A 26,286-nucleotide genomic window follows, 5' to 3' on the forward strand; every position below is an offset into this window, starting at 1 on the left:
CACGTGGCACTTCCCCCAGAGCAGTCCCAGCCCCAGCAGCAGCCTGGTGATACTGACAACATAAAGCAGGGCAGCGTCCTTGCTTTTGTGCAGGACGCGGATACAGAGGCGCAGCTCACCGAATGCCTGAAAGAGCTCCGGTCCGGCACAGTGCAGGTTTTGCGCGGGTCAGGGGCGTTTGCGATCTCCTACCTGGGTAAGCATGAGTTTCCATCTTATCTGATTATCGATGTTGGTGGAGAAAGTGACGCATTAGGCGTTCTGCGTACAGTTACGGAGTTATTGCCACCCGACGTAACCATTATGGTGTTGGGTGATCGCACCGATGCGGATTTCTACCGAAGCGTAACCCACGTGTTTGGGGCGGCGGAATATTTGTATCGTCCCTTCAGCCGTAACCTGATTTTACGTATTTTTGGTCCGATTATTCTTCACGGGCGTGACACGCATCGCCTGATGGAAGGGGCCAGCCTGATTGCCTGCATCGGGGTGCGCGATGGCGTGGGAGCGACAACTCTCACCACAAATCTGGCTTATTTTCTGGCAGAAGAAGCCCGCCGATATTCGTTGCTGATCGATTTTGACCTGCGCGCAGGCAAAATGGCAACGCTGCTGGATATTAATACCAACGGTGGCTTCCGGTCTGCTCTGGAAACGCCCGACCGTATGGACGAACTGCTGCTTGAACGTAGCATGCAGGCCGTTGGAGAGCGTTTGCAGGTTCTGTCGAGCATGGGGGATCTGAACACGTTGCCCAAAATCGGGAGTAACGCTGTTACCCGGTTGATGGAACTTGTGCGCCCTCGTTTTCGTTTTGTCCTGACCGAAGTAAAATGGTCGGATGATGACGTGTATATGCGTGTTCTGGGGCAAGCACAGCAGTATATCTTAATAATGGATCCAACCATTGTCTCCGTGCGTGATGCACTGCGGGTCATGGCCAGCCTTCCGCGTGTTTCGCCTGTCAGCAAGCCGTTTATTGTTGTCAACAATGTGGGGCGGCCTGGGTCCTTGTCACTGGACGAGATTACGCAGAGTCTGGGCACAGAGCCTGATATACTCATGCCGTATCTGCCCGCAGATTGTGGAAACGCTGAAATCGACGGCAAGCTGGTTGTTACCAAAAACAAAGTGTACCGCCAGACTATTGAACAGCTGGCACATGGTGCACTGGCTGTTACGTTGAGTTCCTCCCTTTCCAAGGGAGGATTTTTTGCACAACTCAAAGAAAAAATAAAAGCTTTGGGAGCACGGTTTAAGAAATGAGCTCTAGCAAGCAAAATGAGATTGTTGATCGTCTGCGCCGCATGCAAAATGTGCAAGACGAGTTTAGCGTGCCTGATGCAGCAGCAGTCGCTCCGCAGGAAACGGCACCTGCCGCAGAGGTTGAAAGCCCTGCGCTGTCCGATCAGTCGCTTATTTTGCGTCCGCTGTGCTTAAACCGGCTTGATCCTACAATAGTTTTATCCCTGTCGGCCGAGGACCTGCTTGAACAGGTCGAGCAGGTGGTCGATCAGGTTGCCACGGAGCAGCGGATTCAGCTCAATCTGCGTGAGCAGCGCCGTATTGCGACTGAACTTGTTCATGACATGAAGGGGCTGGGCCCCATTCAGCCGCTGCTTGATGACGATAGTATTGCAGATATTATGGTCAACGGGCCCAACAGCATTTTTGTTGAACGGAGCGGGAAAACGCAGCCGTCCAATATCCGCTTCCGGGATGCGCGCCACCTTGCGTCTGTTTGCCAGCGCATTGCGTCAGATGTCGGCCGACGTGTGGATGAATCAAGCCCGATGGTCGATGCGCGCCTTAAAGATGGCTCGCGTGTTAATATTGTTTTCCCGCCTCTGGCGCTGGATGGTCCTTATCTGTCCATTCGTAAATTCTCGCGCCACAAAATCAGTTTTCAGCAGTTGGTTAATAATGGTAGCTGCACGCCTGCCGTTGCCAAAATTCTCGAAATTGCAGCACGGATCCGTTTGAATGTTGTAATTTCTGGCGGCACGGGTTCTGGTAAAACCACGCTACTGAATGCACTTTCGCATTTTATCGATTTTGGCGAGCGTGTGATTACCGTTGAAGATGCCGCGGAACTCCAGCTTCAACAGCCGCATGTTGTGCGTATGGAAACACGCCCTGTGTCGTTGGAAGGCAAGGGGGAAGTGACGCAGCGCGATCTTGTGCGTAATGCTCTGCGTATGCGCCCTGACCGCATTATTATCGGGGAGGTCCGTGGTGCTGAAGCGTTTGATATGCTTCAGGCCATGAACACCGGCCATGATGGCAGTATGTCCACGGTCCATGCGAACACAACGCGTGATGGCGTGACACGTATTGAAAGCATGGTGCAGATGGGCAACTTCGGTCTGCCTATTTCTGCGATCCGTAACCAGATTGTTGGTGCGGTTGACATGATTATTCAGGTTGGGCGTCATAGGGATGGCGGCCGCCGGATTACTCAGGTGACAGACGTTTCGGGTGTTGAAGGGGATGTTGTCGTTCTGAACGATATTTTCCGGATGCAGTTTGATGGTGAGGATGCAGAAGGCAAGCTGTTGACAAGCTATGAAGTCTCGCGCATTCGCCCCAGCTTTTATGAAAAACTCGTTTATAACCAGATGGATGGCGTATGGAATGCCGCGTTTGAAAGCGTGTCCTTATGACCAGTTTCCTTCTGGTTATTGGTTTTTTATTTTTTGCGGGTATTAATGTTCTTGCGTACCTTCTTTATCAGTCCAGCATAGCTAAAGATCGTCGCAATAAGCGTATCTATAAAGAAATAAGCTCTTACCTTCTGCACAATATTGAGCCACGCAAACGTACACCGGTGGAGTGGGCTGTATATATTGTTGAATCTGGTTTTATCAGAAAATTTTTGATCTGGGCTTCAAAGTATAATCCACAACATTATGCACATAGTGATGTGGGTTTGCTGAAGATATATTTATTGTCCTCCATATTCCCGACCATAACGCTTTACTATCTGTTTAGTGTTATCGGTATATGGAGCGTTATTATAAACTTTTTCATATGGGTTGCTACTATCCGCTTTATTTGTAATTTTCTGCGGAATCGATACAAAAAAAAATTATATACACAATTTCCCGATGCAATTGGTATGATGGTGCGTTCCTTACGTGTTGGTGTCCCCCTTTCGCGCTGCATGATTGTTGTCAGTGAGGAAAGCGACGAACCAACGTGCAGGGAGTTTAAAGTCATTGCGGGCGAGGTTGCCGTGGGCCGGAGTTTGGGGGAGGTTCTGCAGGCTGTGGCGGACCGGGTTGATCTTCAGGAATACCGTTTTCTGGCAACGGTTATCAGTATTCAGTCTTCTACGGGGGGCGCGCTGGCTGATGTGCTGTCATCGCTAGCAGATACGATCAAGCAGCAGATTGCCATTTACAAACGAGGCCTTGCACTTTCCAGCGAAGCTAAAATGAGTTCTTACGTCCTGGCTGCACTGCCCTTTTTTATTGCCATTCTGTTGGAGTTCGTTAATCCGGACTATATCAACCAGCTTTTTTGGACGCAGTCTGGTCATTACCTCTTGGCGTCTGCCATCTTTTTGTTTGTTTTGGGGATGGCCGTTATGAAGATAATTATCAGCAGAACTCTTGATCTCTAATGGCATCTTATCTGAACATCATCATATTCCTTTGCTTGCTGGCGGTGTTCTGCGCTTCTGTGCTCATTCTGGTGGCCAAAACACGCAGTGACGACAGACGTGCCAAACGTTTACGGGTTATTCTGGCGACTGTAGGCGAGCTCGACCCTAATTCTGTTGAAGAACGAAAAGGGGGTAGATTTTCAGTAGTATTTCAAAAAATAGGCCAAGTTGTTCTCAAAAGTGGAATTATAGATGAAAAGAGCATTCAGGCGTTTACAGAAGGCTTGCGTGCAAGTTCTTATATAGGAAGTCATTATCTGGAAATCTTTGTTGGATGTAAGCTGATCCTGCTACCGGTTGGCGGCTTTGTTGCTTGGTTTTTTTCCTATGATTTTTTTTCCAAACCTGCATTGCATATTATTGCTCCTGTTGCCGGGGCCATTTTTGGCTTGCTGTTACCTGATATCCTTATTCGGCAATGGAGGAAGAGTTATCTTAAAGCGGTAGAAAAAGGACTCCCTGATGCGCTGGATATGCTGGTAATCTGTGCGGATGCAGGCTTGGCAATTGAAGCGGCCATTAATCGCGTGGCGCTGGAAATGAAGAGTGTCAATCCGAGTACGGCTTTTGAGTTTCAGTTGACGGCTCAGGAGATGAACATGATTACTGATCGACGGGAAGTTTTTCAGTTGATGGCAAGCCGCACGGGATTGCTGGATATGCGCCGTATTGCCAATTCCTTAAGCCAGACTATTCAGGTCGGGTCGTCGGTAACGCTGGCGTTGCGCGCTCTTTCTGTTGAAATTCGTAAGAATCGCATGATTGAGTATGAAGCCCGTGCTGCTCAGCTGCCGGTATTGCTGACGTTGCCTATGATTCTATTTTTTCTGCCAATCGTGTTCATTATTGCTGGTGGACCAGCCTTCCTTCAGGTTGTGAAGACGTTTTATAACTAATCTAAGGGAAGAGAAGAGTACAATAGAGATGTACCGTATCAGATACATGAATGTCCTGCTGTTTCTGCTGCTCCCGTTGCTTGCCGGTTGCGGAACGCAGTCGGCGATGACGGATGAAGTTGTCAAGGCCGATGCAGAATTGCGGGATGGCGCCCCTCAGGCGGCTCTGGAGGTGCTAAAGCATTATCTGAATGAACATCCGGATGACCCTAAAGCCCTGACTGAACTGGGTAAGGTCAATGCCAGCATGGGCCGTAATCAGGCAGCCGCCATTTTTTTTGAAAAAGCCCTCCAGCACAAGCCGCATTCCCTGGAAGCAACCAAAGGTCTGGCCAAGATCAAGCTGAAGATCGATCCGCCGCAGGCAACGGTGCTGTTACAGGATATGGTCAAGCGTTATCCGCGCGATGTGCAGGCATGGGTTGATCTGGGCGTTTCGTATGACCTGCAGGGCCAATATGTGCCTGCGCAGGCGGCCTATAGGAAGGCCATGGGGCTTGATCCAATGAAAGTGTCTGCTCAGAGCAATCTGGGGCTGTCGTATGTGTTGAGTGGGCAGTACGCTCAGGCGCTGGATATTCTGGAACCTATTGCTGCTGCACCGGATACGACTTCAAGCAGGGTGCGGGCCAATTTTGCACTGGCACAATACTTGGCTGGATACCGGAATAATGCGCGGAATACGCTCATGCAGGATATGCCAAAGGCGCAGGCAAACATTGTCATGGCGTCTTTTTCCAAATTCAGGACGCGCCCTTATGTTGCGCAATGATCGTCGTGGTGCGGCCGCAGTCGAGTTTGCGCTAACGGCTCTGTTGCTGATTATGGTTGTGGTGGGCACGATAGAGGTTGGCTGGCAGCTGGAAACCGAGGCTGCGCTGCGGAACGGGGTGGACGAAGCAATACGCTTTGCATCAACCGGGCAGTCGATTGTGCCAAACGTAAAGGCCTCTCCAACATGTCGTGCTCAGGCTATTGTTTTTCTTGTGACGCTACGTGCCCCGACAATTTTAAAACCCGAAAACCTGACAATAACGTCGGCGGCAAATAATGCTACGGCTGTTTCTTCCAGTGGCAGTGGATTTGGGGGTGCTGGGGGGGATACAATGATTTATACATTTGTTTATACTCAGCCATACCTTACTTTTTTTGGAAGGTGGATTATGAACTCTAGGAGTATGGTCCATAAAGTATCATCGTTGGTTAAAAATGAACCGTTTTCAGGCACGATTAGCTGCTAACCGTAAGGGCTCTGTAGCGCTGGAACTGGCGCTTGTTGCTCCTGTGGCTCTTTTGCTGCTGCTGGGGGCAGCAGACATGATTTTTGAATTCAGGAACTGGATGCGCCTTCACTCTGTGACGACGCAGGTGGGGCAGATTATTGCCCAGTGCCAGCATATTTCAGACCCGTATGACCTGAATGTTTTTTTTGCCGATGCGCAGCAGATCGCGGCACCTCTGGACATTGTCGGTACAACCAATGGTGCCGTTATCATTACAGCGATAGGACCGGATAGTAATAATAAGCTCACCATTTACTGGCAGAAGCAGGTTGGCTCCACTACCTTTAAAAGCGGGATTACATCAGCGAGTCTTTCGCAATATGCAATATCCGGTGTCTCCATGAATCCTGCTCAGACATTTATTGCAGTGGAGGCATTTGCCCGGCCCGGGTTATGGCAGTTTGCTTCGGGGCTTATGACCAACCGGGATAGTCCGGTGCTCAGCAGCCAGTCCGTTTTGCCAGCCCGTTTTTTTGGTACCAATATTGGCGTAGGCAAACTTGATACCACAGCAACAGCGAAAGAATGCACATGATGGATCGAAAGGGCGCTGTGGGGCTGGTTGTTGGTATAGTCATGTTTGCCATGGTTGCCTCTGTTGCCATGGGTATCGACTTTTCCCGCACCTATCTGACGCGTGTAAGACTGCAAACCGCTATTGATGCGGCAGCCCTTACAGCTGGGAGGGAGGTCAAGGCTTCCACCCGTGATGCAGATGCTACACTGGTGTTCTGGCAGAATTTTGCAGTCAATCACGTTGCCAATGGGATTGGTCCGCTTGGATCACAAACGCCTGGGCCCAAAATTACGTTTGTGGATGCATCTACGCTGAACATCTCGGCCACAGCATATGTGCCGATGGTGTTTGCTAAAATTTTTGGCTGGAATCAGATCCCGGTTGTGGCGCAGGCTCAGGTTGTTGCGGCAGGGGGCGGGCTTGAGGTCGCTCTTGTGCTGGATAATACGAACTCACTGGGTTCGGACGGTATTTTGGCTCTTAGAACGGGCGCAACCAATCTGGTCGAAACGGTGTATGGGGACAGTACAACAACGACAACCACATGGGTTTCTGTTGTGCCGTTTGGTGGCGAGGTAAATATTGGCAACTCGCATACAGACTGGCTGGATAGTTCCTCCAATATTTCCACCCTGAAATATGGCAAAAATGGCTGGGGTGGATGTGTGTTCGCACGTTATGCGAGTGATGGAACGGCAGATATGAGTGAGAATCCGCCCGTATCCAGTTATCTGTTCAAGCCGTTTTTCTGGCCCACCACTTACCAGAAAACACCTTATTATTGTTCGTGGTTTGGCGGCTGTAGCTACCTGCAGGGGGATAATGACTGGAGTGTTTCCGGCCGCCCCGGCATTACGGAAACAGCCCCAATTACATTATCCGCGTCTGCTCCCCCAAGGGTTTCCAGCGGTGAAGTCGGCCCCAATTTGGGCTGTCCGCCGCTTGCACTGTTGCCCGAGACTGCGGCAAAGGCGACCGTTGAAAAAGAAATCAGCCTTATGCCCATGCTGCAGCGTGGTGGAACCCTGATCCAGAATGCGTTGCAGATGGGCTGGTTTACAATTAGCCCCAAGTGGAAAGGTCTGTGGTCCAGTTCATTGCCGGACATGCCCTATGATTACGGGCAATCCAGCACAAAGAAGATTCTGGTGCTGATGACCGATGGCACGAACCAGATGTGCCCCTGTTACTATGGCTATCCTGATTATTATGACAATATGGGGGGATGGTGGAATAGTGACGAAACAGCATTCGGGCGTTTGCTGGATAATAACCTGGCTACGGTAAACGGGTATTATTATGGGTTTCAGGATACTGTGCGACCCATACTGGATAATCTTGTGGTGCAGGTCTGTTCTAACATGAAGGCGATGGGCATAGACCTGTTTGTTATTCTCTATACGCATCAGGGTTCATCGGTGGATACGGCTGCAATCAACACCATGAAGGCGTGTGCAACCGATAGTAACCATTACTTCGAATCACCCAATGCTTCGGATATGCAAACGGCCTTTTCCAACATCGCTGGCCAGATTTCCGCTTTGCGGTTGTCTCAGTAAGTGTGTGGGTAAGGTTTTCTGCCGGTAGTTGTTGCAGGGGCAATATTAGGGCCGATAAGCGGCGCTTGAACCGCTTATCGGCTGTGTTTCCCTGATATAACCGGCGCGGGGCCTGCCGTTTTGGAAGCTGACGACGTTGCGTTTTACTTGTCGGTCGCGTCAAAGCGGAAGGGTTGACCTGTTGCTTTGTCCGCCAGTGTTCCTTCCCACATCACCTGCTGCCCGCGAATAACGGTGCCCACAGGTTTGCCGGTCAGGGTCTCGCCCGTAAACGGGGACCAGCCACAGCGGGAGGCCAGCCAGTCCTGCTCTATGGTCCAGCGGGCCTTCAGGTCCACAATGGTAAAGTCCGCATCATACCCCACGGCAATCCGGCCTTTGCGAACCAGACCAAACAGGCGCTGGGGGCCGGCGGATGTCAGGTCCACCAGCCGGCGCAAGGTCAGGCGGTGGTGGGCCACATGGTTGAGCATAAGGGGGAGCAGTGTTTGCACACCCGGCATGCCGGAAGGGGAGGCCGGGTAGGGCTTGCTCTTGTTGGCCAGACTATGGGGCGCATGGTCGGAGCCAATTACATCGGGCATACCCTGCGTGACCCAGTGCCACAGTCCGTCGCGGTGTGCAGCGGAGCGGATGGGGGGGTTCATCTGGGCAAACGTGCCCAGACGCGGGTAAGCATCCTCGGCTGCCAGTGTCAGGTGCTGGGGCGTTAGCTCACAGGTGGCGATGTCGCGGTGCTGGGCAATCAGTTCCAGTTCCGCAGGGGTGGTAATGTGCAGGATATGCACGCGCCGCCCGGTTTTGCGGGCCAGATGCAGCACACGGGCAGTTGCGCGTAATGCCGTTTCATCATCCCGCCAGACGGGGTGGGAGGAGGGGTCCCCTTCCACACGTTCTCCCATGCGTTCGATCAGCCGGGCTTCATCTTCGGCATGAATGGCCACCCGGCGCTGGCCGGAGCGCAGGACGCGCTCAAGCATGGCATCATCAGAGACCAGCAGGTTGCCTGTGGAAGACCCCATGAACACCTTGATCCCCGCAGTGCCGGGCAGTTTTTCCAGCTCCCCGCACTGGTCGGCATTGTCGGATGTTGCACCAACATAAAATGCGTGTTCGCACCACATCCGGTCTTTGGCGCGGGCCAGCTTGTCGGCCACGGCTTCGGGCGTGGAGGTGGTGGGTTTGGTGTTCGGCATTTCAAAAACGCCAGTGACCCCGCCAAGCACGGCGGACCGGCTGCCGGTTTCAAGGTCTTCGTTTTCCACCGCCCCGGGTTCACGGAAATGAACCTGAGTGTCGATCACGCCGGGGAGAATGGTCAGGCCGCTACAATCAATAACCCGCGCTGCATCTGCCGTGCCGCCAATGGCGCTAATCTGGCCATTACGCACATATACCGTTGTTTCCACCGTGCCATCAGGCAGGACAACGGAACCGTTTTTGAGCGCCAGATCATGCGCCTTGTGCGGAGTGTTCTGTGCGGATGCGGCCATGGGGGTTGTCCTTACTTGTCAGCTTTGGGGGTGGTGCGTGTGCGGGTGCGCATGGTCACCAGTTCCTCGGCTGAGGTGGGGTGAATACCAATGGTGCGGTCAAAGTCGGCTTTGGTCAGTCCGGCTGTTACGGCAATGGCTACGGCCTGTAGCATTTCCGGTGCTTCGTCGCCCAGAATATGCACACCAACCACCTTCTGGCTCTGCTGGTCCACAACCAGTTTCATGACCGTTCTGCGCACGCGGCCTGCCAGCGTGTAGCGCATGGGGTTAAAGCGGGTGAGGTAAATATCCACAGCCCCGTTTTGTGTGGCTTCCTCCTCCGTCAGACCAACCGTGGCGAGAGGGGGGGAGAAAAAGACTGCCTTGGGAGTGGTCGCGTAGCACCACTGGCGCGGGGGGGCCTGCCCAAACAGGCGATCGGCCAGATTATGCCCTTCCGCAATGGCAACGGGGGTGAGGTTGATACGGTCGGTCACGTCCCCAATGGCGTAAATGCCGGGATGTGCCGTCTCGCTATTGCCATCAACCTGAATGCGGCCGTTATCGGCGGTGGTGATGGATGTCTTGCCCAGTCCCAGCGCATCAATTTTGGGGCGGCGGCCTGTGGCCATGAAGATGCAGTCTGCGCGCAGGGTCTGCCCGTTATCCAGTGTCAGGACCAGCTCGGCGCCGTTCCGGGTTATGCTGGTGGGGTTGGCATGGCGGTGCTGGGTAATGCCACGGGCATCTATGGCGTCTGCCAGTGCGGTGCGCATGTCTTCATCAAAGCCACGCAGGGGCAGGTCGCGGCGGTAAACAAGGTCTACCTGCGAGCCAAGTCCTGCAAAGATACCGGCAAATTCAATGCCGATATACCCGCTCCCAATCATGACCACCCGTTCGGGGCGCTGCGGCAGGGCAAAGGCCTCGTCCGAGGTAATGGCCAGTTCTGCTCCGGGAATATCCAGCTTGGTGGGGGTGGAGCCGGTGGCAATCACAATCCGCTCGGCGGTAATGGTCCGGGGCTGTTCCGTGGGGGCCAGAGGGGAGGGGGTAATACGCAGGGTATGCCCATCCACAAATTCGGCATGGCCGGTAAAAAGGGTAATGCCCGCTTTTTCCAGCATGGAGACGTAAATACCGTTCAGGCGCGTAATTTCGCGGTCCTTGGCGGCAATCAGGGTGGGCCAGCTATGGGTGCCCGGTGCGGTGGACCAGCCAAAGCCGTGGCTGTCTTCCACCATGTCGGCATAATCGCTGGCCATGACCATCAGCTTTTTGGGCACACAGCCAAGATTGACGCATGTGCCCCCCCAGTGGCGGCTTTCCACCACACCAACACGCGCACCGTGGCCGGCGGCAATGCGGGCGCACCGAACACCGCCGGAGCCTGCTCCTATGACCAGAAGATCAAAGTCATACGTCATGGGGCAGGGCTCCTTTGGTGCTGGGCTGAGGGTCTTTTACAGTAAGGTGGGACTACCTTTACCGTTCGGCAAACGCTTTTTCCACCACGTAAGCACCGGGGGTGGACATGTTGCCTTCATCAAACCCGCGGGCCTGAAGCAGGGCTTCCGTATCGGCCAGCATTTCGGGCGAACCGCAGATCATCACGCGGTCATGCTCGGGGTCCAGAGCGGGGATATTCAGATCCGTAAAGATCTTGCCGGTTTCGATCAGCTTGGTAATGCGGTCGGTTACGGCAAAGTCCTCACGCGTGACGGCGGGGTAGTAAAGCAGTTTGCCGCTAATGTCCTCGCCAAGGAACTCGTGCTGGGGCAGTTCGTGGCGGATATGGTTGGCATAGGCCAGCTCGCCAGAAATACGGACCGTATGGCTGAGGATCACGTGGTCGTAACGCTCATAGCATTCCGGGTCCTTGATCAGGCTCATGAAGGGAGCCAGACCCGTGCCGGTGGACAGGAAGTACAGGTTCCGCCCGGGGCGCAGGTTGTCCAGCAGCAGGGTGCCGGTGGGCTTGCGCCCGATCAGAACCGTGTCGCCTACCTTGACGTGGCGCAGGCGCGAGGTCAGCGGGCCATCAGGCACGGCAATGGAGAGGAACTCCATTTCGTCCGCATAATTGGGGGAGGCAATGGAGTAGGCGCGCAGCAGGGGCTTACCGTCCACTTCAATCCCGATCATGGCGAACTGGCCGTTCTCAAACCGCAGGCCGGGGTCACGCGTGGTGGTGAAGGTGAACAGGCGGTCGGTCCAGTGGTGCACGGTCAGCACCTTGGCCGGGTAAAGGTGGCCGTACTCCTTGGTAGGGGGAGCAAGGTGCCACACACCGTCCTGCCCTTCTACCGGCAGCAGGCTGCTCGGCACTTCAGAGGCAGACATCCGGGGGAGAACGTCGTTATCAAGAATGGTTTCAGACATGGACCGCTTTGTACTCCGCTTATAGCAGATCAGATAGATGGCGCGCTTTTGCCCAAAGGGGGCAGTGCTTCAACAGGCAAAAGGCAACCCTGGTGCTTTGGCGGCGTTTTTAAGGGGCAGGCGCGTGGGACGCCAGTGCAAATTCGTCACAAGACGTGTTCCTGCTTCACACAGCAGGGCAGGAACAGCCTCGCTTGGAAGCCACAAACCGCCAGTGGCGGGCACAATGGGCACAAGGCGGCTGCCATATCAAGCGTATATTGCGCCGTTCCCCCCATTGCCGGGGCGCAATGTTTGATTTTTCCATGAAGTATTGGGCAAGGCCCATTGTTCCGCCGCCCGGGATGACGCAAGAGTAGGGCATGACGTCAGATAGCCCCGCCTCCCCCGCGCGTGAAGCGCTTGCCCGTGCCGTGGCCCATACGGGCCTCCAGCCCGAACCCAAGGAAGAAACAGAGGTTCTGCGCCGCATTGCCCGGGCACTTGAACCCGGAGCGCGCGAAGTTCCGGTTGAGGTCTATCGGGCTGCGCTGTGCCAGGTGCGGCGCAAAAAATGGATTTCCCGCCTGCTGGACCGTACGCGCCGCAGTGGCCGAATCTGGATTACGCGGGAGGAAATAGAAGAGGCCGTCGGCGGGATTACCGACCCGGCGGCGGATGATCAGGCGCTTGAGCACGCTCTGGCTCCGGTCAGTCTGGCACGCCTGCGTGGGTATGGAGCATCGCCCCATGCGGCGTTTGCCGCCATTCAGGCGGATCTGGTGGATATCGGGCGCGTGCCATCCCCTGCCCAGACCGACCTTTTGCTTATGGCCGTGGCCATTGCCTTTGACCTGCCCGAAGGCGACCCCTTTCTGGAGACCGCCCGCAAGGAAGAGGCTCAGCGCCAGCGGGCCGCCAGCCGGATAGAACAGACCGCCCAGAACAAACGCGCACAGGAGGAAGAGCACCTTAAGGCATGGGAAAGCAGCCTTGTGCCGTTCAATGAGGTGCCGCGACTCCTCCATTGCTCCCACCGTGAGGCCCTGCGCTGGATTGCCGAGAATCGGCTACCCGTTGCGCGTAAGGTGCAGGAACCCGGTGGGCGGGAGCGGTGGGAGTTTGACCCCGCAGCACTTGTGGCCCTGCGGGGCAACCTGTCCGAGTGGCGCAAGGAGGAACGTGGCCCCGCAACAGGTCCGGGCAAGGGCAAACATGCGCCGGATATGGGGCGCAAGGTCGCCAATGCCGTGATCGCCCGTGTGGCGGCGCTGGACAAATACGCGGCCCATTTCCGCACCGCGCGTGCCCTCAACCGCCAGATTACGCTGGTCACGGGGCCAACCAACAGCGGCAAGTCCTACACAGCCCTTAATGCGCTGGCACAGGCGGAGAGCGGGCTGGCTCTGGCCCCCCTGCGTCTGCTGGCGCATGAGTTCCGTGAAGCGCTGGCCGCACGTGGGGTTGAGGCTTCCCTGTCCACCGGGGAGGAGCGGATTGAAGTCCCCGGAAGCCGGCATCTGGCTGCAACGGTGGAGATGTGCCCCTTTTACAGCCCGGTTGATGTGGCCGTCATTGATGAAGCCCAGATGCTGTTTGATACGGACCGTGGTGCCGCATGGACAGCCGCCATTATGGGGGCACCAGCGCGGCACCTGTATGTGCTGGGTGCGCCGGACTGTATTCCCATGGTCCGCCGGATTGCCGAACTATGTGGTGACCCGCTGGATGAAATCTCGCTCGAGCGTAAAAGTCCGCTCAAGGCCGCCAGCCAGCCTGTGCGTCTGGCCGACCTTGGGGCGGGGGATGCGCTGATTGCGTTTTCCCGCAGGGAGGTGCTGGACCTGCGTGCAGCCCTTATGCAGCACGGCAAGCGTGTGGCTGTGGTGTATGGCGCACTCAGCCCGGAAGTACGCCGGGCGGAGGCGCAGCGCTTTAACAACGGTCAGGCTGATATTCTGGTGGCAACAGATGCCATTGGCATGGGGCTTAACCTGTCCATCAAACGGGTGGTGTTTGCCGCGCTCAAAAAATACGATGGCCGGCAGACACGCGACCTGACCGTACAGGAAGTCAAGCAGATTGGCGGGCGTGCGGGCCGTTTTGGCAAGCACGAGACAGGCGTTGTGGCCGTTCTGGCCGGTGCAGGCAGCCCGAGCTTTGTGCGTCGCCAGCTGGATGCCGATGCCGAATTGCCCGATGACCTGCGCCCCTACGTGCAGCCCGATGCGGACATTGTAAAAGCTGTTGCGTCCGAAATAGGCTCGCAAAGTCTGTATGGCGTGCTCTCACGCATTCACAGGGCGGTTCTGCGCAAGGATGATCCCAATTACCGCCTGTCGGATATGGAGCAGGCCTTTGCCATTGCCTCCGCGCTGGAAGGGGTGGAAGGGCTGGACCTGACCACCCGCTGGTCCTACGCCATGTGCCCGGTGGATGACCGCGATAACGGGATCAGGCGTCTGGTTGGCTGGGCGGCGGACCACGCTGCTGGCCGCCGTGTGCTGCCACCGGGCACAGGCCCGCTGCCTGCTGCCGAACGCGCCGGGCGTGAGGAACTGGAGCGGGCCGAAAAACGGCATAAGCGGCTGGTGGCATGGCGCTGGCTGGCGCTGCGTTTCCCCACCATCTACCCGGACCGGGAAGAGGCGGAGGATACCACCCGTAAGCTGAATGACTGGATCGAGCGCGTTCTGCGCCAGCAGAGCCGTGCGCGCCGTTCCACGCACGGGTAAGCGGCCTGGTTTTTACCAGGCCGTGTTGGTCAGCCGTTCCGAAACGTCCCACAGGCGGGCGGCCAGACTGGCCTTGCGGGCTGTGGGGGGCACAATGGCCGGGCCGGGTGGGCCACGGCGTTCGCCCGTTCCCTGCGGGCCATAGTAATCTCCATCCCGCGCCTGGGGGGCAAGGGCTGCATAAAGCAGGGGTTCGGCCCCTTTGGCGGCGGACTGGCCCATAACGCGCAGGATAGCCGTGCCAAGGGTCTGTTCGATCAGCCCCAGCGGCTTGGGTAGGGTGGATGCCTGCCCGTTAGCCACAATGGAGGTAGCCGCCCATCCCGGATGTGCTGCGCGGGAGTGGATGTTCCAGCCCCGTTCCCCCGCTTTGCGGGCCAGTTCCTGCGCAAAAAGCAGGTTGGCCAGCTTGCTCTGCTGGTACGCTCCGAACGGGCTATACCTGTGGCGGAATTGCAGGTCGTTGAAGTGGATGGTGTTTTTACCCGCCGCAAGGCTGGCTACGGTTACAAGCACACCGCCTCCTTCTGCCGCTTCCAGCAGGGGGCGCAGATGCGCGCTCAGAGCAAAATGGCCCAGATGGTTCACACCGAGCTGGAGTTCGAATCCATCTTCGGTTTCCATGCGCCGCGTCGGGGCCATGACCCCGGCATTATTGATCTGAAGATCAATCCGGTCTGTCAGCGCGCCAACAGCCCGCGCACATTCCGCCACGGAGCGGAGGGAGGCCAGATTAAGCGGGAGCAGGGTCACATCCGCCTGGGGGCAGTCCGCGCGCAGGCGGTCCAGGGCATTCTGCCCTTTTTCGGGGTTGCGGACTGGTAGAATAAGTTTTGCGCCACGGTGGGCAAGGCCGAGTGCGGCCTCAAATCCCAGACCGCTGTTTGCGCCGGTTACAAGGGCTACGCGCCCATGGAGCTCCGGTTGTGTGCTGTTAACCCGCCAGGGACTGCGGCCCATCATGGCAGGGGGGCTTTGAGCTGCTCATCCTGTTCTGCTGCTTTCATGGCTTCCTCCGTCAGACGTTTTTCATTGTGCTTGATGAACACGAACAGCACGCCAATAACCACCAGAGTCGCGGCCCCAAAGCCTACGGCCAGCCAGCCGGAGAGTTTGGCAATCTCGCTTCCCAGCAGGTAGGCGCATGTTGTGTATCCTCCAGCCCAGAACACGCCGCCAAGCGCGTTATAGAACAGGAACGTATGCCAGGGCATACGGTTCGCTCCGGCCAGTATGGCAACAAACATCCGCAGGATGGCCACAAAGCGACCAAAAAAGATAACCGGCCCACCATGCTTGAGAAAAACATAACGTCCCAGCAGCAGGCGCTCAGGGGTTAAGCCAAAGCGTGGACCGTGCTTGCGCAAAAGCCCAAGGCCCAGCCGGTGGCCAAGCAGGTAGCCCAGATTGTCCCCCATGATCGCCCCTGTCACCCCGGCAACAATAATGCCTTCGATCTGGAGCTTGTGGGTGGTGGCGCAAAAAATGGCCCCGGTAATCAGCAGACTTTCCGCAGGAAGGGGCAGGCCCATGCTTTCCAGCATAACAACCACTCCAACCACCCCATAACCGTACCGGGTGAACAGGGTTGTCAGGTAATCAAGCGAAAAGATGGATTCCAGAGCGTGTAACAGGACAGACAATCCAATTCAGAGAGAACATCGTCAGGAGTGGGGAGGAGCAGAGTCGCTCCCGTCATGTCAAGCCCACAGGAAAAAACAGCAGGTCCGTATGCCCTGCCTAGCATGGAATGCAAAGCGGCACATGCCTTTCCGTTCAGGGTGTTTTGCATGATAAACTGGGTGAATGATGGAACAGAACAGTGCTCATGCTCAAATGTCCCAGCCCATGCGCTGTGGTAGTTGGCCCTCCCCCGTAACGGCTACTCTGGTGGCTGGTAAAAGCCTGACTTTTTCAGAGGTCCGCAGCACAGGGCAGGCCGTGTTCTGGCTGGAGCGCCGGCCGGCAGAGGGGGGGCGGACAGTTCTGATGCGCTGGGCGGAGCCCGATGGCGTGGCCGAGGTGCTGCCTGCGCAGGCCGATGTCGGGACCCGTGTGCATGAATATGGCGGAGGCGCTTATGCCGTCTCCCCCCACGGTATTGTCTATGCGGACAGGCGCACGGCGCAGGTCTGGCTGCTGGGGCAGGGAGGTGGAGCTTCCACCCTTCTGGCCGGGGCGGAAGGCGTGCGCTTTGCCGACCTGCGGTTTGACCCCGCCAGCCTTTCGGTTGTGGCCGTGCGTGAGGACCACCGTGCGGCTGGTGAGCCCCAGAGCACACTGGTCGCCCTTGGTGGGGGGGCTGGCCCGGAAGGGTTGGTGCTGCAACATGGTGCGGATTTTTACATGTCCCCCACCCTCTCGCCCGATGGCACGTTGCTGGCGTGGATTGAGTGGGACCACCCGAACATGCCGTGGGACTCCACGCGCCTGTGCATGGGGCGTGTGGTGCGCGGGGCAGATGGCACCATTGCGGCACTTGAAGGTGTGCAGGTTCTGGCCGGAGGGGCAGGCGACGAGTCGCTGGTGGAGCCGCGCTGGACGGTAGATGGCCACCTGCTTGTGATTTCTGACCGTTCCGAACTCTGGCGGGTATGGGAGGTCGTGCATCAGCCCGCCCCGCATCTGGTGGCGTATGCCATGCCAGAGGGGGAGATTGGCCAGCCCGCATGGGTGTTTGGCCAAAGTAGCTACCAGCCGTTGGCCAATGGCGGGTGCATGGCCCTGAGCGTGCGTGATGGCGAAGGCCAGTGTTTTGTACGTACGGCTGAGGGCCACACTCACAGCTTTGCAGGGCAGCCAGACCAATGTCCTGTTGCATTGGCAGATGGGCGGTTTGCATGGGTGCAGGCGCCGGTGGATGCCCTGCCCGCCGTGGTGGTGGGTTCTGCCGAGCACGGTGTGCAGCAGGTACTCCGTCGTTCTGCCACGCTGGATTTGCAGGCGGCAGATATTTCCCGCCCCGAATCGGTGCGTTTTGCGGTGGATGGGGTCGATGGCCAGCAGGGGCATGCCTTTTTTTACCCCCCTGCCAATAGCCGTGCCTGTGTGCCGCAGGATGAAAAACCCCCGATGATCGTGCTGGTGCATGGTGGCCCAACCGCCCGGGCGCAGGATGGTTTTTCCTTTAAGGTGCAGTGGTGGACATCGCGCGGTTTTGCCGTGCTGGATGTCAATTACGGGGGTTCCACAGGCTTTGGGCGGTCCTGGCGCAATCGGCTGCAAGGCCAGTGGGGCGTTGTGGATGTGGCGGACTGCATTGCCGCCTGCCACCATATGGTGGCTACTGGCCGCGTTGACCCCGAGCGAATCGCTATTCGCGGCTCCAGTGCGGGGGGAATGACCGTGTTGCTGGCGCTGGCGGCATCCGACCTGTTTGCTGCGGGTGTTAGTCTGTATGGTGTCACTGACCTGCGCGCACTGGCACAGGAAACGCATAAGTTTGAAGCGCGCTACCTTGATGGTCTGGTTGGCCCGTGGCCGGAAGCGGAGTCTGTTTATGTGGCGCGCTCACCCCTTTCTGTCGCCAGCCGGATAAGGGCGCCGGTGCTGCTGTTGCAGGGGACGGAGGACAAGGTTGTTCCGCCCTCTCAGGCGCATGCCATGGCAGCGGCGCTGCGTGCGGCAGGTGCTCCCTGTACGTTGCATGAATTCCCCGGCGAGGGGCATGGCTTCCGCCAGGAGGCAACCATCCGTCAGGCATGGACCATGGAACTGGCGTTTTATGGCCGGGTTTTCGGGTTTGATCCGGCTCCTCCGCTGGACGCCTGACGCCATACGTCCAGTCGAATCGAAGAAAAAAACCGGGGCAGAAACACGGCCCCGGTTTTTTTGTGGTCTGTAAAAAATCAGTCCGCGTAGCGTGGGCTGTACGTCAGGCTTTCAATCCAGGCCCGAATATCCTTAGGCCGTTCTACCGTTGCGGCGCTCTGATCAAAAATAAATTCGGCAATACGCGCAGCAGACGTAACCGATACCTCCAGAATGTCACTCTGGGGCGGGAACAGGCGGCCCCGCTCGCGTGATGCCGGGTCTACCTGATCCGCCAGTGCGCGGGCGGTTTCAATGACCATGTCATCCGTAATGTGTTTGGGGCATGTGGCGTACACAGCCAGCCCCAGAGCCGGGAAGATGTAAAAATTGTTGGCCTGACCGGGGTAGAAGGTTCGCCCGTTCATTTCCACTTCGGGGAACTGCAGACCGGCGGCAAAAAGTGCCTGTCCCTGTGACCATTCATATGCCTGCTCGGCTGTGCATTCCGCGTTTTTCTGGGGGAGGGAGAGCGGGAAAATAATGGGGCGCTCGTTCAGCGCGCTCATGGTTTCCACAACCTCCTGCGTAAAGGCTCCCCCGCTGGTTGAAACACCAATAAGCACGGTGGGCTTGATGGCTTTGATTGTGGCCAGCAGATCACGCGAGGGGGGCATGGCTTTGGCGTAGCGTTTTTGCTGTGGGCTCAGGTCCGTGCGGGAGGTCTCGAGCAGGCCGTTCACATCCATGAGCGTTATGCGCTCAATAGCTTCCTGCTCGCTTATGCCTTCCTGCTTCAGGGCGGAAATCAGCATATCCGCGGTACCCAGCCCGGAGGAGCCTGCCCCGAGGAATAAAAAGCGCTGCTGCGCCAGTGTTTCATTCTTGATTTTGAGCGCGGTAATCAGGCCGGCCAGCGTAACGGCCGCAGTGCCCTGAATGTCATCATTATAGCACAGGGCCGTGTTGCGGTATTTGTCCAGATAATGCAGGGCGTCTGTGCCCTTCCAGTCCTCAAAATGCAGGCAGCAGTTGGGGAAGACCTCCTTAACCGCGCTTACAAATTCTTCCACAAACCCGTCCAGTTCCTCCAGCGGAGGGGGCTCCCTGCGCAGCCCAAGGTAGAGCGGGTCTGCCCGCAGGGCGCTGTTGGTTGTGCCAATATCGAGCTGCACAGGCAGGAGCACTTCCGGCGGGACCGCCCCGCAGGCCGTGTAAAGGTCAAGCTTGCCAATGGGAATGCCCATGCCGTTCACGCCAATATCGCCCAGCCCCAGAATACGCCCCCCAGTGGTGACGCACAGGAAGCGTACGTTATCCGTAGGCCAGTTGCGCAGCACATCACGGATTCGGCCGCGCATGTCCAGACTGATGTACATGCCGCGCGGGCGACGGTAGATGTGGCTGAACTGCTGGCAGACAGCCGCCAGAGTAGGCGCATACACAATGGGCACAAACTGTGCGGGGTTGGACATGAGCACCCGGTAGAACAGGGTCTGGTTCTGGTCACGCAGGCCGCTCAGATAGATGTAGCGCTCCAGATTGCTGGGTTTGGCTTCGAGGTGCCTGTGGATTCGCTCCACCTGCCGGTCCAGTGTTTCCACCTGTGTGGGCAGGAGTCCTTCCAGCCCGTATTCCCGCCGCTCTGCTTCTGTAAATGCCGTGCCCTTGTTCAGCAGGGCATTGTTAAGAAGGGCTGTTCCTCTAAGAGTCAGGGCTGAAGGCATGGTAACTCCTTGGCAAAACAAAAACCACGTCAGGCTAACAGACAAGGATACAACCCGGAACATGCCCGAGTGTTCCAAACGCTGGAATGGGTTTGTTGTGTTTGCAAGGCAGATGGACGGTGCGAATCAGCAATAAAAAAGGCGGCCCGGAGGCCGCCTTTTTTAATATCGTATCTGTGAGCTGAAAAATTACAGCTTTTCGACCTGATTGAACTCCAGATCCACCGGTGTGGAACGGCCAAAGATCGAAACGCTGACTTTCAGGCGGCCTTTTTCTTCATCCACTTCTTCAATAACACCATTGAAGGAAGTGAAGGGGCCATCAGCCACACGAATCTGCTCGCCCACTTCAAAGGTAACGGCGGAGCGGGGATGCTGCACACCTTCCTCTGTCTGGCGGATAATCCGTTCGGCTTCCGCCGCGGAAATGGGTGTAGGGCGGTTTTTGGTACCCAGAAAACCCGTAACCTTGGGGGTGTCCTTGACCAGATGCCATGACTCATCGGTCATTTCCATCTTGATCAGCACGTAACCGGGGAAGAACTTGCGTTCCGCGTTCACCTTCTGGCCACGGCGGACTTCAATCACTTCCTCGGACGGGACAAGAATCTCGTCAATATGGTCGCTCAGTCCCTTCTGGGCCGCATCTTCGCGGATGTGCTGCGCGATTTTCTTTTCGAAGCCCGAATAGACGTGGACCACATACCAACGCTTGGCCATGCCGTTTCCTCAGCCTCCCAGCCCGAAAAGTTGACGCACGCCGAGACCGATCAACTGGTCAACGACGAAGAAGAAGATGGATGCCATACCTGCCATGGCCAATACGGCGCCGGTGGTGACAAATGTTGCGCGGCGGGTGGGCCATGTGACCCGTTCCGCCTCGGTACGCACATCATGCAGGAACTTACCGGGACTGAACGACACGAAGCACACTCTCCTTGTTCCGCCCCGCTCGGTTGCCAAGGGGGCAGTCTTAAATCAACACCACTCAGATTGTACGATAAAGCCGCATTTTACAGGTGAAAAGCGGAACCTTCCGTACACCACGAGAAAATCTGGCAGGGGTGGAGGGTCTCGAACCCACAACCTCCGGTTTTGGAGACCGGCACTCTAGCCAATTGAGCTACACCCCTGCAGCGTGTCCGCCACGGCTGGAAAAGACCTATAACGGAAACCCGTTCGTCTGACCAGCCACAATCTTGCGGGCATCACAGGAGGCGGAACAAAATATGTTGTGGCTCTAAAGTCAAGTGCCTGTTGCAGATTATTGTCGTGCGCGGAGAGCGTGGGCGTAAAAAAACTGGTGGGGGCTTGCGGCGCGTGTGGGGGATGGATTATAAAAACCAACACTTCGGAGTGCGGGCATAGCATAGTGGTAATGCAGTAGCCTTCCAAGCTACCGAGGAGGGTTCGATTCCCTCTGTCCGCTCCAAGGTTCCTCCCAAAAAGTCTGAATGTCTGTTACCTCACCGTTTCGTGAACGTAGTGGATTGCGTCTGGCTCCCATTGGCCGTTCCGGGCGTGGGGTTTTATCACCTAATAGGGTGCGCGGCTCCGGCGTTTAAGGGCTTTTGGTCTGGTATTTTGGTCGGCCAGAATGCGCTGCCAGTGGCGGGTTGAATAAAATAGGGTTGTTCAGCTAGTTGCGTGCCTGTTGTGGTCATGCTAGAGGCCGCGCCAACAGGTGCATCAAAATCTGGATTCATCGCCTGATGGTCTGGGTTGCATCGTTGTCAGTGTGGAATGCCGGCGCGCACAGAAGGAAAGAACCAAAGAGTGGTGGCCTCGGGCGTAACGACAGCACAAGCAGTAGCTTTTGCGGCCAACGGTCTTGAAGGCCGTTACGCGATTGCGCTTTATGATCTGGCTGCCGAACAGCAGCAGCTGGACACCGTGCTTGATGAAGGTGGCGCACTTGCGCGCCTGATTGATGAAAGTGCGCCCCTGCGCACTGTTCTGGAAGACAGGCGTCTGGATATCCTGGTGTCTCGCAAGGCCGTTCTGGCTGTGCTTGAGGCTCAGGGATTCGGTCAGATTCTTGGTAATTTTGTGGGCGTCGTGGCTGATAACCGTCGTCTGCCGGTCCTGCGCCGCATTCTTGCATCGCTGGATGCTCTGGCCGTGGCCCGCCGTGGCGAGGTTGTGGCCGAGGTCAGCAGTGCTGTGCCGCTTACGGCCGAACAGCGGGCCCAGCTTCAGGTTCGTCTGGCCGAAGCCGGTTATTCCCGCATCAATATTCGCGAGCGTGTTGACAGCGCCCTGCTCGGCGGTCTTGTCGTCCGCGTCGGGGCAAAGCTGTATGATGCCAGCCTCAAAACCCGCCTGTTTCGTTTGCATTACGCCATGAAGGGAGCCGCGTGATGGAAATCCGTCCCGCAGAGATTTCGGATATCCTCAAGCAGCAGATTGCCTCGTTCGACAAGGAATCTGATGTGGTCGAAACCGGCACAGTCCTGTCCGTTGGGGATGGTATTGCCCGCGTATTTGGCCTGCAGAATGTCATGTCGGGTGAACTGGTGGACTTTCCGTCCGCTGGCCAGAAGGGCATGGCCCTGAACCTGGAAAGCGACAACGTCGGTATCGTTATTTTCGGTGATGACACCAACATCCGTGAAGGGGACAGTGTCACCCGTTCGGGTATGGTTGTCAGTGTGCCGGTTGGTAAGGGCCTGCTGGGCCGCGTTGTGGACGGTCTGGGTAACCCGATCGACGACAAGGGCCCGCTGGTTGACGTTGAACTGCGTCGTGCGGAAGTCAAGGCACCCGGCATTATGCCGCGCCAGTCCGTGAGCGAACCCATGCAGACCGGGATCAAGGCGATTGACGCTCTGGTGCCGATTGGCCGTGGCCAGCGTGAACTGGTGATTGGTGACCGTCAGACCGGTAAAACCACCATCCTGACCGACACCATTCTGGCCCAGAAGGGCGTGAATGAGCAGGGCGACGACAAGAAGTCCCTCTACTGCATTTACGTTGCTGTCGGCCAGAAGCGCTCCACAGTTGCACAGCTTGTGCGTCTGCTGGAAGAAAAAGGCGCGATGAAGTATTCCATCGTCGTGGCCGCTACCGCATCTGACCCGGCTCCGCTGCAGTATCTCGCACCCTACGCCGCGTGCGCTATGGGCGAATACTTCCGCGACAACGGCATGCACGCCCTGATCTGCTATGACGATCTGACCAAGCAGGCTGTGGCTTATCGCCAGATGTCCCTGCTGCTGCGTCGTCCGCCGGGCCGTGAAGCTTATCCGGGTGACGTGTTCTACCTGCATTCCCGTCTGCTGGAACGGGCTGCTAAAATGTCCGATGCCAATGGCGCAGGTTCTCTGACGGCTCTGCCCGTTATTGAAACGCAGGCCGGTGACGTTGCAGCTTACATCCCGACCAACGTGATCTCCATTACGGACGGCCAGATCTTCCTTGAGACCGATCTGTTCTACAAGGGTATCCGCCCTGCCGTTAACGTGGGTGGCTCCGTCTCCCGCGTTGGGTCTGCGGCACAGATCAAGGCCATGAAGCAGGTCGCAGGCAAGATCAAGCTTGAGCTTGCCCAGTACCGTGAAATGGCAGCCTTCTCCCAGTTCGCATCCGATCTGGACCCGGCAACGCAGAAGATGCTTGCCCGTGGTGCCCGTCTGGTGGAACTGCTGAAGCAGCCGCAGGCTTCGCCGCTTTCGGTTGAAGAACAGGTTGTTCTGCTGTTTGCTGGTACCCGTGGCTTCCTCGATGGCATTGCAGCCAGCAAGGTTGTGGCTTGGGAACGTGCAGTGCTGAGCGATGTGCGGAGCGCAGGCAAGGACATTCTGGACACGCTGAGCAAGGACAAGGCCATTTCCAAGGATCTTGAAGCGCGGCTGACCGAATATCTGACCGCCTTCAACCGCAACTTCGCCGGCTGAGGGAGCAGAAGCACTCATGGCTTCCCTTAAGGAACTACGCGCCCGGATCGGAAGTATCAAATCGACACGGAAGATCACGAGCGCCATGAAAATGGTGGCAGCGGCCAAGCTGCGGCGGGCGCAAGCCAGCGCAGAAGCTGCTCGTCCTTATGCGGCAGCCATGCGCCGTATGCTGGGTGAGTTGGCCGGTGCAACCAAGGGGGAGGACGGAGCGCCTCTTCTTCTGGCCGGTACCGGGCAGGACAAGGTGCATCTCCTTGTGCCCATGACCAGTGACCGTGGCCTGTGCGGTGGCTTTAACTCCAACGTGCATCGCCTTACGGTGCAGACCATCCGTCGCCTTCAGTCTGAAGGCAAGACGGTGCGCCTGCTTCCGGTTGGTCGTCGCGCGCTGAACTTTTTCACGCGTGACCATGCGGACCTGATTGTTGATCATGTGATCGGGACAAGTGCGAAGGAAATTCCCTTTTCCGTCGCCAGTGACCTGGGTGACAAGATCAATGCCCTGCTTGAAGCAGGCGAGATTGATGTCTGCACACTTGTGTTCAACAAGTTTCGCAATGCGATGACACAGGTGCCGACATGCCAGCAACTGGTTCCCATGGTCGTGGAAGAGGCATCTGGTACGCTCGAAGCTTCCAACGATGTGGCCCAGTATGAGTTTGAACCTGATGAAGCAACGCTGCTGGCCATGCTGCTGCCGCGCAATCTGCAGGTCCAGATTTATGCTTCGCTGCTGGAAACGGTTGCGGGTGAAAACGGTGCCCGTATGACGGCCATGGATAACGCGACGCGCAATGCAGGCCGCACCATCGATAGTCTGACGCAGGTCTATAACCGGACCCGCCAGACCAATATTACTAACGAACTGATCGAAATCATTTCGGGCGCACAGGCTGTCTGAGCCCGATCGTATGCCCCGCAGGAGCTGACCCATGTCGGATACCACAACCCAGACCCAGGCCCCTGCGGCCACGACGACCAATGCTGTTGGCCGCATTACCACCATTAAAGGGCCGGTTGTTGACGTGCAGTTCGAAGGTGAACTGCCCAAAATTCTGAACGCGCTGCATGTCAAGCTGGGCGATCAGGTTCTGGTGCTCGAAGTGGCCCAGGAAATCGGCGAACACGAAGTGCGCTGCATCGCCATGGACACGACCGATGGTCTGGTCCGTGGTACGGAAGTGGTTGACACCGGTGCACAGATTTCCGTGCCTGTCGGTCCGGAAACCCTTGGCCGTATCCTCAACGTGATCGGTGAACCGATTGACGAACAGGGCCCTGTCCAGACCGCACGTCGCGCTCCCATCCACCGCGATGCCCCTGCTTTTGACGAGCAGGCTGCCGCATCCGAAATCCTGATGACCGGCATCAAGGTTGTTGACCTGCTTTGCCCGTACCTCAAGGGTGGCAAGATCGGCCTGTTCGGTGGCGCAGGTGTTGGCAAGACCGTTATTATTCAGGAACTGATCAACAACATCGCCAAGGCGCACGGTGGTGTGTCCGTATTTGCCGGTGTTGGTGAACGTACCCGTGAAGGGAACGACCTGTATTTTGAAATGCAGGACGCAGGCGTGATCAAGCTGGGTGAAAACGGTTCGACCGAAGGCTCCAAAGTGGCGCTGGTGTTCGGTCAGATGAACGAACCGCCGGGTGCCCGTGCCCGCGTGGCCCTGACTGGTCTGACCATGGCGGAATACTTCCGTGATGAAGAAAACCAGGACGTGCTGTTCTTCGTGGACAACATCTTCCGCTTTACGCAGGCTGGTTCGGAAGTGTCCGCACTGCTGGGCCGTATTCCTTCTGCCGTGGGCTATCAGCCGACACTGGCAACGGAAATGGGCGCTCTGCAGGAACGTATTACGTCCACCAAAAAAGGCTCCATTACGTCCGTTCAGGCCGTATATGTCCCTGCCGATGACTTGACCGACCCGGCTCCGGCAGCAACCTTTGCCCACTTGGATGCCACCACCGTTCTGAACCGTTCCATCGCAGAAATGGGGATTTACCCGGCTGTGGATCCGCTGGACTCCACGTCCCGCGCTCTGGACCCGCAGATTGTGGGTGAAGAACATTACGCAGTAGCTGGCGAAGTGCAGCGTATTCTCCAGACCTACAAATCCTTGCAGGATATCATTGCTATTCTGGGTATGGATGAACTGTCTGAAGACGATAAGCTGGTTGTGGCCCGCGCTCGCCGTATCCAGCGCTTCCTGTCCCAGCCGTTCCATGTGGCAGAAGTGTTTACCGGTGCCCCCGGCAAGCTGGTATCCGTGACCGATACGGTTCGTTCCTTCAAGGCGATCTGTGCTGGTGAATATGACGATCTGCCAGAAGCGGCTTTCTACATGGTCGGGACGATCGAAGAAGCTGTTGCCAAGGCAGAAAAACTGAGGGAGTCGGCCTAACAGCCGGCTTCT

The 26,286-nt window shown here is 57.0% G+C and carries 22 protein-coding genes and 2 tRNA genes; 15 read left to right on the plus strand and 9 right to left on the minus strand.

Features of this window, described 5'->3' with window-relative positions:
- Positions 1–3 precede the first annotated feature (3 nt).
- From GOB83_RS09595 to GOB83_RS09630, 8 genes are all read left to right on the plus strand, one after another.
- Positions 4–1,266, plus strand: a complete 1,263-nt coding sequence (locus GOB83_RS09595; protein ID WP_165925898.1) for an AAA family ATPase — start codon at positions 4–6, stop codon at positions 1,264–1,266.
- Complete coding sequence (locus tag GOB83_RS09600) at positions 1,263–2,663, plus strand: CpaF family protein (RefSeq protein WP_165925899.1); 1,401 nt, start codon at positions 1,263–1,265, stop codon at positions 2,661–2,663. Before GOB83_RS09595 ends, GOB83_RS09600 begins: the two co-directional genes overlap by 4 nt.
- The gene (locus GOB83_RS09605; protein ID WP_086645087.1) at positions 2,660–3,625 is read left to right on the plus strand and encodes a type II secretion system F family protein; all 966 of its coding nucleotides are present in this window, start codon (positions 2,660–2,662) and stop codon (positions 3,623–3,625) included. Before GOB83_RS09600 ends, GOB83_RS09605 begins: the two co-directional genes overlap by 4 nt.
- Positions 3,625–4,563 carry a type II secretion system F family protein gene (locus GOB83_RS09610; RefSeq protein ID WP_086645088.1) on the plus strand — a complete coding sequence of 313 codons (939 nt, stop codon included), beginning with the start codon at positions 3,625–3,627 and terminating at the stop codon, positions 4,561–4,563. Before GOB83_RS09605 ends, GOB83_RS09610 begins: the two co-directional genes overlap by 1 nt.
- A gap of 106 nt (positions 4,564–4,669) precedes the next feature.
- Positions 4,670–5,335, plus strand: a complete 666-nt coding sequence (locus tag GOB83_RS09615) for a tetratricopeptide repeat protein (RefSeq protein WP_206752413.1) — start codon at positions 4,670–4,672, stop codon at positions 5,333–5,335.
- Entirely contained in the window at positions 5,322–5,804 is a 483-nt protein-coding gene (locus tag GOB83_RS09620) for a TadE/TadG family type IV pilus assembly protein (protein WP_165925900.1), read from the plus strand. Before GOB83_RS09615 ends, GOB83_RS09620 begins: the two co-directional genes overlap by 14 nt.
- On the plus strand, positions 5,773–6,381 hold the full coding sequence (locus GOB83_RS09625; RefSeq protein WP_165925901.1) for a TadE/TadG family type IV pilus assembly protein: 609 nt from the start codon (positions 5,773–5,775) through the stop codon (positions 6,379–6,381). The genes GOB83_RS09620 and GOB83_RS09625 overlap by 32 nt, the downstream gene beginning before the upstream one ends.
- Positions 6,378–7,922: a Tad domain-containing protein gene (locus tag GOB83_RS09630; protein ID WP_158093019.1), complete on the plus strand. Its 1,545-nt coding sequence runs from the start codon at positions 6,378–6,380 to the stop codon at positions 7,920–7,922. Before GOB83_RS09625 ends, GOB83_RS09630 begins: the two co-directional genes overlap by 4 nt.
- Positions 7,923–8,065: 143 nt before the next feature.
- On the opposite strand, the gene GOB83_RS09635 is transcribed toward GOB83_RS09630, so the two are convergent.
- From GOB83_RS09635 to GOB83_RS09645, 3 genes are read right to left on the minus strand one after another with little or no spacing between them, the layout of a single operon-like run.
- Positions 8,066–9,415 carry a dihydroorotase gene (locus GOB83_RS09635; protein WP_165925902.1) on the minus strand — a complete coding sequence of 450 codons (1,350 nt, stop codon included), beginning with the start codon at positions 9,413–9,415 and terminating at the stop codon, positions 8,066–8,068.
- Between the two features lie 11 nt (positions 9,416–9,426).
- Complete coding sequence (gene gorA, locus GOB83_RS09640; RefSeq protein ID WP_165925903.1) at positions 9,427–10,824, minus strand: glutathione-disulfide reductase; 1,398 nt, start codon at positions 10,822–10,824, stop codon at positions 9,427–9,429.
- 58 nt (positions 10,825–10,882) lie between these two features.
- On the minus strand, positions 10,883–11,779 hold the full coding sequence (locus tag GOB83_RS09645) for a ferredoxin--NADP reductase (RefSeq protein ID WP_095350180.1): 897 nt from the start codon (positions 11,777–11,779) through the stop codon (positions 10,883–10,885).
- 362 nt (positions 11,780–12,141) lie between these two features.
- Here GOB83_RS09645 and GOB83_RS09650 point away from each other — a divergent pair, with 362 nt between their 5' ends.
- On the plus strand, positions 12,142–14,493 hold the full coding sequence (locus tag GOB83_RS09650) for a helicase-related protein (protein ID WP_086645096.1): 2,352 nt from the start codon (positions 12,142–12,144) through the stop codon (positions 14,491–14,493).
- Positions 14,494–14,505: 12 nt separating this feature from the next.
- Here GOB83_RS09650 and GOB83_RS09655 read toward each other — a convergent pair whose 3' ends face one another.
- The gene (locus tag GOB83_RS09655; RefSeq protein WP_165925904.1) at positions 14,506–15,456 is read right to left on the minus strand and encodes an SDR family oxidoreductase; all 951 of its coding nucleotides are present in this window, start codon (positions 15,454–15,456) and stop codon (positions 14,506–14,508) included.
- A complete protein-coding gene (locus GOB83_RS09660) occupies positions 15,453–16,037 on the minus strand; it encodes a DedA family protein (RefSeq protein ID WP_086645156.1) in 585 nt (194 codons plus the stop codon). Before GOB83_RS09660 ends, GOB83_RS09655 begins: the two co-directional genes overlap by 4 nt.
- Before the next feature lie 265 nt (positions 16,038–16,302).
- Here GOB83_RS09660 and GOB83_RS09665 point away from each other — a divergent pair, with 265 nt between their 5' ends.
- The gene (locus GOB83_RS09665) at positions 16,303–18,264 is read left to right on the plus strand and encodes an alpha/beta hydrolase family protein (RefSeq protein WP_373321569.1); all 1,962 of its coding nucleotides are present in this window, start codon (positions 16,303–16,305) and stop codon (positions 18,262–18,264) included.
- 77 nt (positions 18,265–18,341) lie between these two features.
- Here the strand turns inward: GOB83_RS09665 and GOB83_RS09670 are convergent, their stop codons facing one another.
- The 4 genes from GOB83_RS09670 to GOB83_RS09685 all read right to left on the minus strand — a co-directional run bounded on the left by GOB83_RS09670 (position 18,342) and on the right by GOB83_RS09685 (position 21,103).
- Complete coding sequence (locus GOB83_RS09670; protein ID WP_165925906.1) at positions 18,342–19,970, minus strand: NAD-dependent malic enzyme; 1,629 nt, start codon at positions 19,968–19,970, stop codon at positions 18,342–18,344.
- 189 nt (positions 19,971–20,159) lie between these two features.
- A complete protein-coding gene (nusG, locus tag GOB83_RS09675) occupies positions 20,160–20,690 on the minus strand; it encodes a transcription termination/antitermination protein NusG (RefSeq protein WP_086645100.1) in 531 nt (176 codons plus the stop codon).
- Positions 20,691–20,699: 9 nt separating this feature from the next.
- Complete coding sequence (gene secE, locus GOB83_RS09680; protein WP_059024606.1) at positions 20,700–20,894, minus strand: preprotein translocase subunit SecE; 195 nt, start codon at positions 20,892–20,894, stop codon at positions 20,700–20,702.
- Positions 20,895–21,026: 132 nt separating this feature from the next.
- Positions 21,027–21,103 (minus strand) — tRNA-Trp (locus tag GOB83_RS09685).
- Positions 21,104–21,328: 225 nt separating this feature from the next.
- Between GOB83_RS09685 and GOB83_RS09690 the strand changes: the two genes are divergently transcribed.
- The 5 genes from GOB83_RS09690 to atpD all read left to right on the plus strand — a co-directional run bounded on the left by GOB83_RS09690 (position 21,329) and on the right by atpD (position 26,274).
- Positions 21,329–21,402, plus strand: a tRNA-Gly gene (locus GOB83_RS09690).
- Between the two features lie 311 nt (positions 21,403–21,713).
- Positions 21,714–22,331, plus strand: a complete 618-nt coding sequence (gene atpH / locus GOB83_RS09695; protein ID WP_194301365.1) for an ATP synthase F1 subunit delta — start codon at positions 21,714–21,716, stop codon at positions 22,329–22,331.
- Complete coding sequence (gene atpA / locus GOB83_RS09700) at positions 22,331–23,866, plus strand: F0F1 ATP synthase subunit alpha (RefSeq protein WP_086645101.1); 1,536 nt, start codon at positions 22,331–22,333, stop codon at positions 23,864–23,866. Before atpH ends, atpA begins: the two co-directional genes overlap by 1 nt.
- Before the next feature lie 16 nt (positions 23,867–23,882).
- Positions 23,883–24,770: a F0F1 ATP synthase subunit gamma gene (locus GOB83_RS09705; RefSeq protein WP_086645102.1), complete on the plus strand. Its 888-nt coding sequence runs from the start codon at positions 23,883–23,885 to the stop codon at positions 24,768–24,770.
- A gap of 31 nt (positions 24,771–24,801) precedes the next feature.
- Positions 24,802–26,274: a F0F1 ATP synthase subunit beta gene (atpD, locus tag GOB83_RS09710; RefSeq protein WP_165925908.1), complete on the plus strand. Its 1,473-nt coding sequence runs from the start codon at positions 24,802–24,804 to the stop codon at positions 26,272–26,274.
- The last annotated feature ends 12 nt before the right edge of the window (positions 26,275–26,286 follow it).

Source organism: Acetobacter fabarum, assembly GCF_011516925.1.
GTDB classification, from domain to species: Bacteria; Pseudomonadota; Alphaproteobacteria; order Acetobacterales; family Acetobacteraceae; genus Acetobacter; species Acetobacter fabarum.

Bases quoted from the DNA above. Each gene is read 5' to 3' on its own strand.
- atpH (WP_194301365.1), top strand. From the start codon at position 21,714: ATGCCGGCGCGCACAGAAGGAAAGAACCAAAGAGTGGTGGCCTCGGGC.
- GOB83_RS09665 (WP_373321569.1), top strand. From the start codon at position 16,303: ATGGAACAGAACAGTGCTCATGCTCAAATGTCCCAGCCCATGCGCTGT.
- nusG (WP_086645100.1), bottom strand. From the start codon at position 20,690: ATGGCCAAGCGTTGGTATGTGGTCCACGTCTATTCGGGCTTCGAAAAG.
- GOB83_RS09610 (WP_086645088.1), top strand. From the start codon at position 3,625: ATGGCATCTTATCTGAACATCATCATATTCCTTTGCTTGCTGGCGGTG.
- GOB83_RS09660 (WP_086645156.1), bottom strand. From the start codon at position 16,037: ATGCTGGAAAGCATGGGCCTGCCCCTTCCTGCGGAAAGTCTGCTGATT.
- GOB83_RS09705 (WP_086645102.1), top strand. From the start codon at position 23,883: ATGGCTTCCCTTAAGGAACTACGCGCCCGGATCGGAAGTATCAAATCG.
- GOB83_RS09645 (WP_095350180.1), bottom strand. From the start codon at position 11,779: ATGTCTGAAACCATTCTTGATAACGACGTTCTCCCCCGGATGTCTGCC.
- GOB83_RS09655 (WP_165925904.1), bottom strand. From the start codon at position 15,456: ATGATGGGCCGCAGTCCCTGGCGGGTTAACAGCACACAACCGGAGCTC.
- GOB83_RS09630 (WP_158093019.1), top strand. From the start codon at position 6,378: ATGATGGATCGAAAGGGCGCTGTGGGGCTGGTTGTTGGTATAGTCATG.
- GOB83_RS09615 (WP_206752413.1), top strand. From the start codon at position 4,670: ATGACGGATGAAGTTGTCAAGGCCGATGCAGAATTGCGGGATGGCGCC.
- GOB83_RS09650 (WP_086645096.1), top strand. From the start codon at position 12,142: ATGACGTCAGATAGCCCCGCCTCCCCCGCGCGTGAAGCGCTTGCCCGT.
- GOB83_RS09670 (WP_165925906.1), bottom strand. From the start codon at position 19,970: ATGCCTTCAGCCCTGACTCTTAGAGGAACAGCCCTTCTTAACAATGCC.
- gorA (WP_165925903.1), bottom strand. From the start codon at position 10,824: ATGACGTATGACTTTGATCTTCTGGTCATAGGAGCAGGCTCCGGCGGT.
- GOB83_RS09620 (WP_165925900.1), top strand. From the start codon at position 5,322: ATGTTGCGCAATGATCGTCGTGGTGCGGCCGCAGTCGAGTTTGCGCTA.
- GOB83_RS09635 (WP_165925902.1), bottom strand. From the start codon at position 9,415: ATGGCCGCATCCGCACAGAACACTCCGCACAAGGCGCATGATCTGGCG.
- GOB83_RS09625 (WP_165925901.1), top strand. From the start codon at position 5,773: ATGAACCGTTTTCAGGCACGATTAGCTGCTAACCGTAAGGGCTCTGTA.
- GOB83_RS09600 (WP_165925899.1), top strand. From the start codon at position 1,263: ATGAGCTCTAGCAAGCAAAATGAGATTGTTGATCGTCTGCGCCGCATG.
- atpD (WP_165925908.1), top strand. From the start codon at position 24,802: ATGTCGGATACCACAACCCAGACCCAGGCCCCTGCGGCCACGACGACC.
- atpA (WP_086645101.1), top strand. From the start codon at position 22,331: ATGGAAATCCGTCCCGCAGAGATTTCGGATATCCTCAAGCAGCAGATT.
- GOB83_RS09605 (WP_086645087.1), top strand. From the start codon at position 2,660: ATGACCAGTTTCCTTCTGGTTATTGGTTTTTTATTTTTTGCGGGTATT.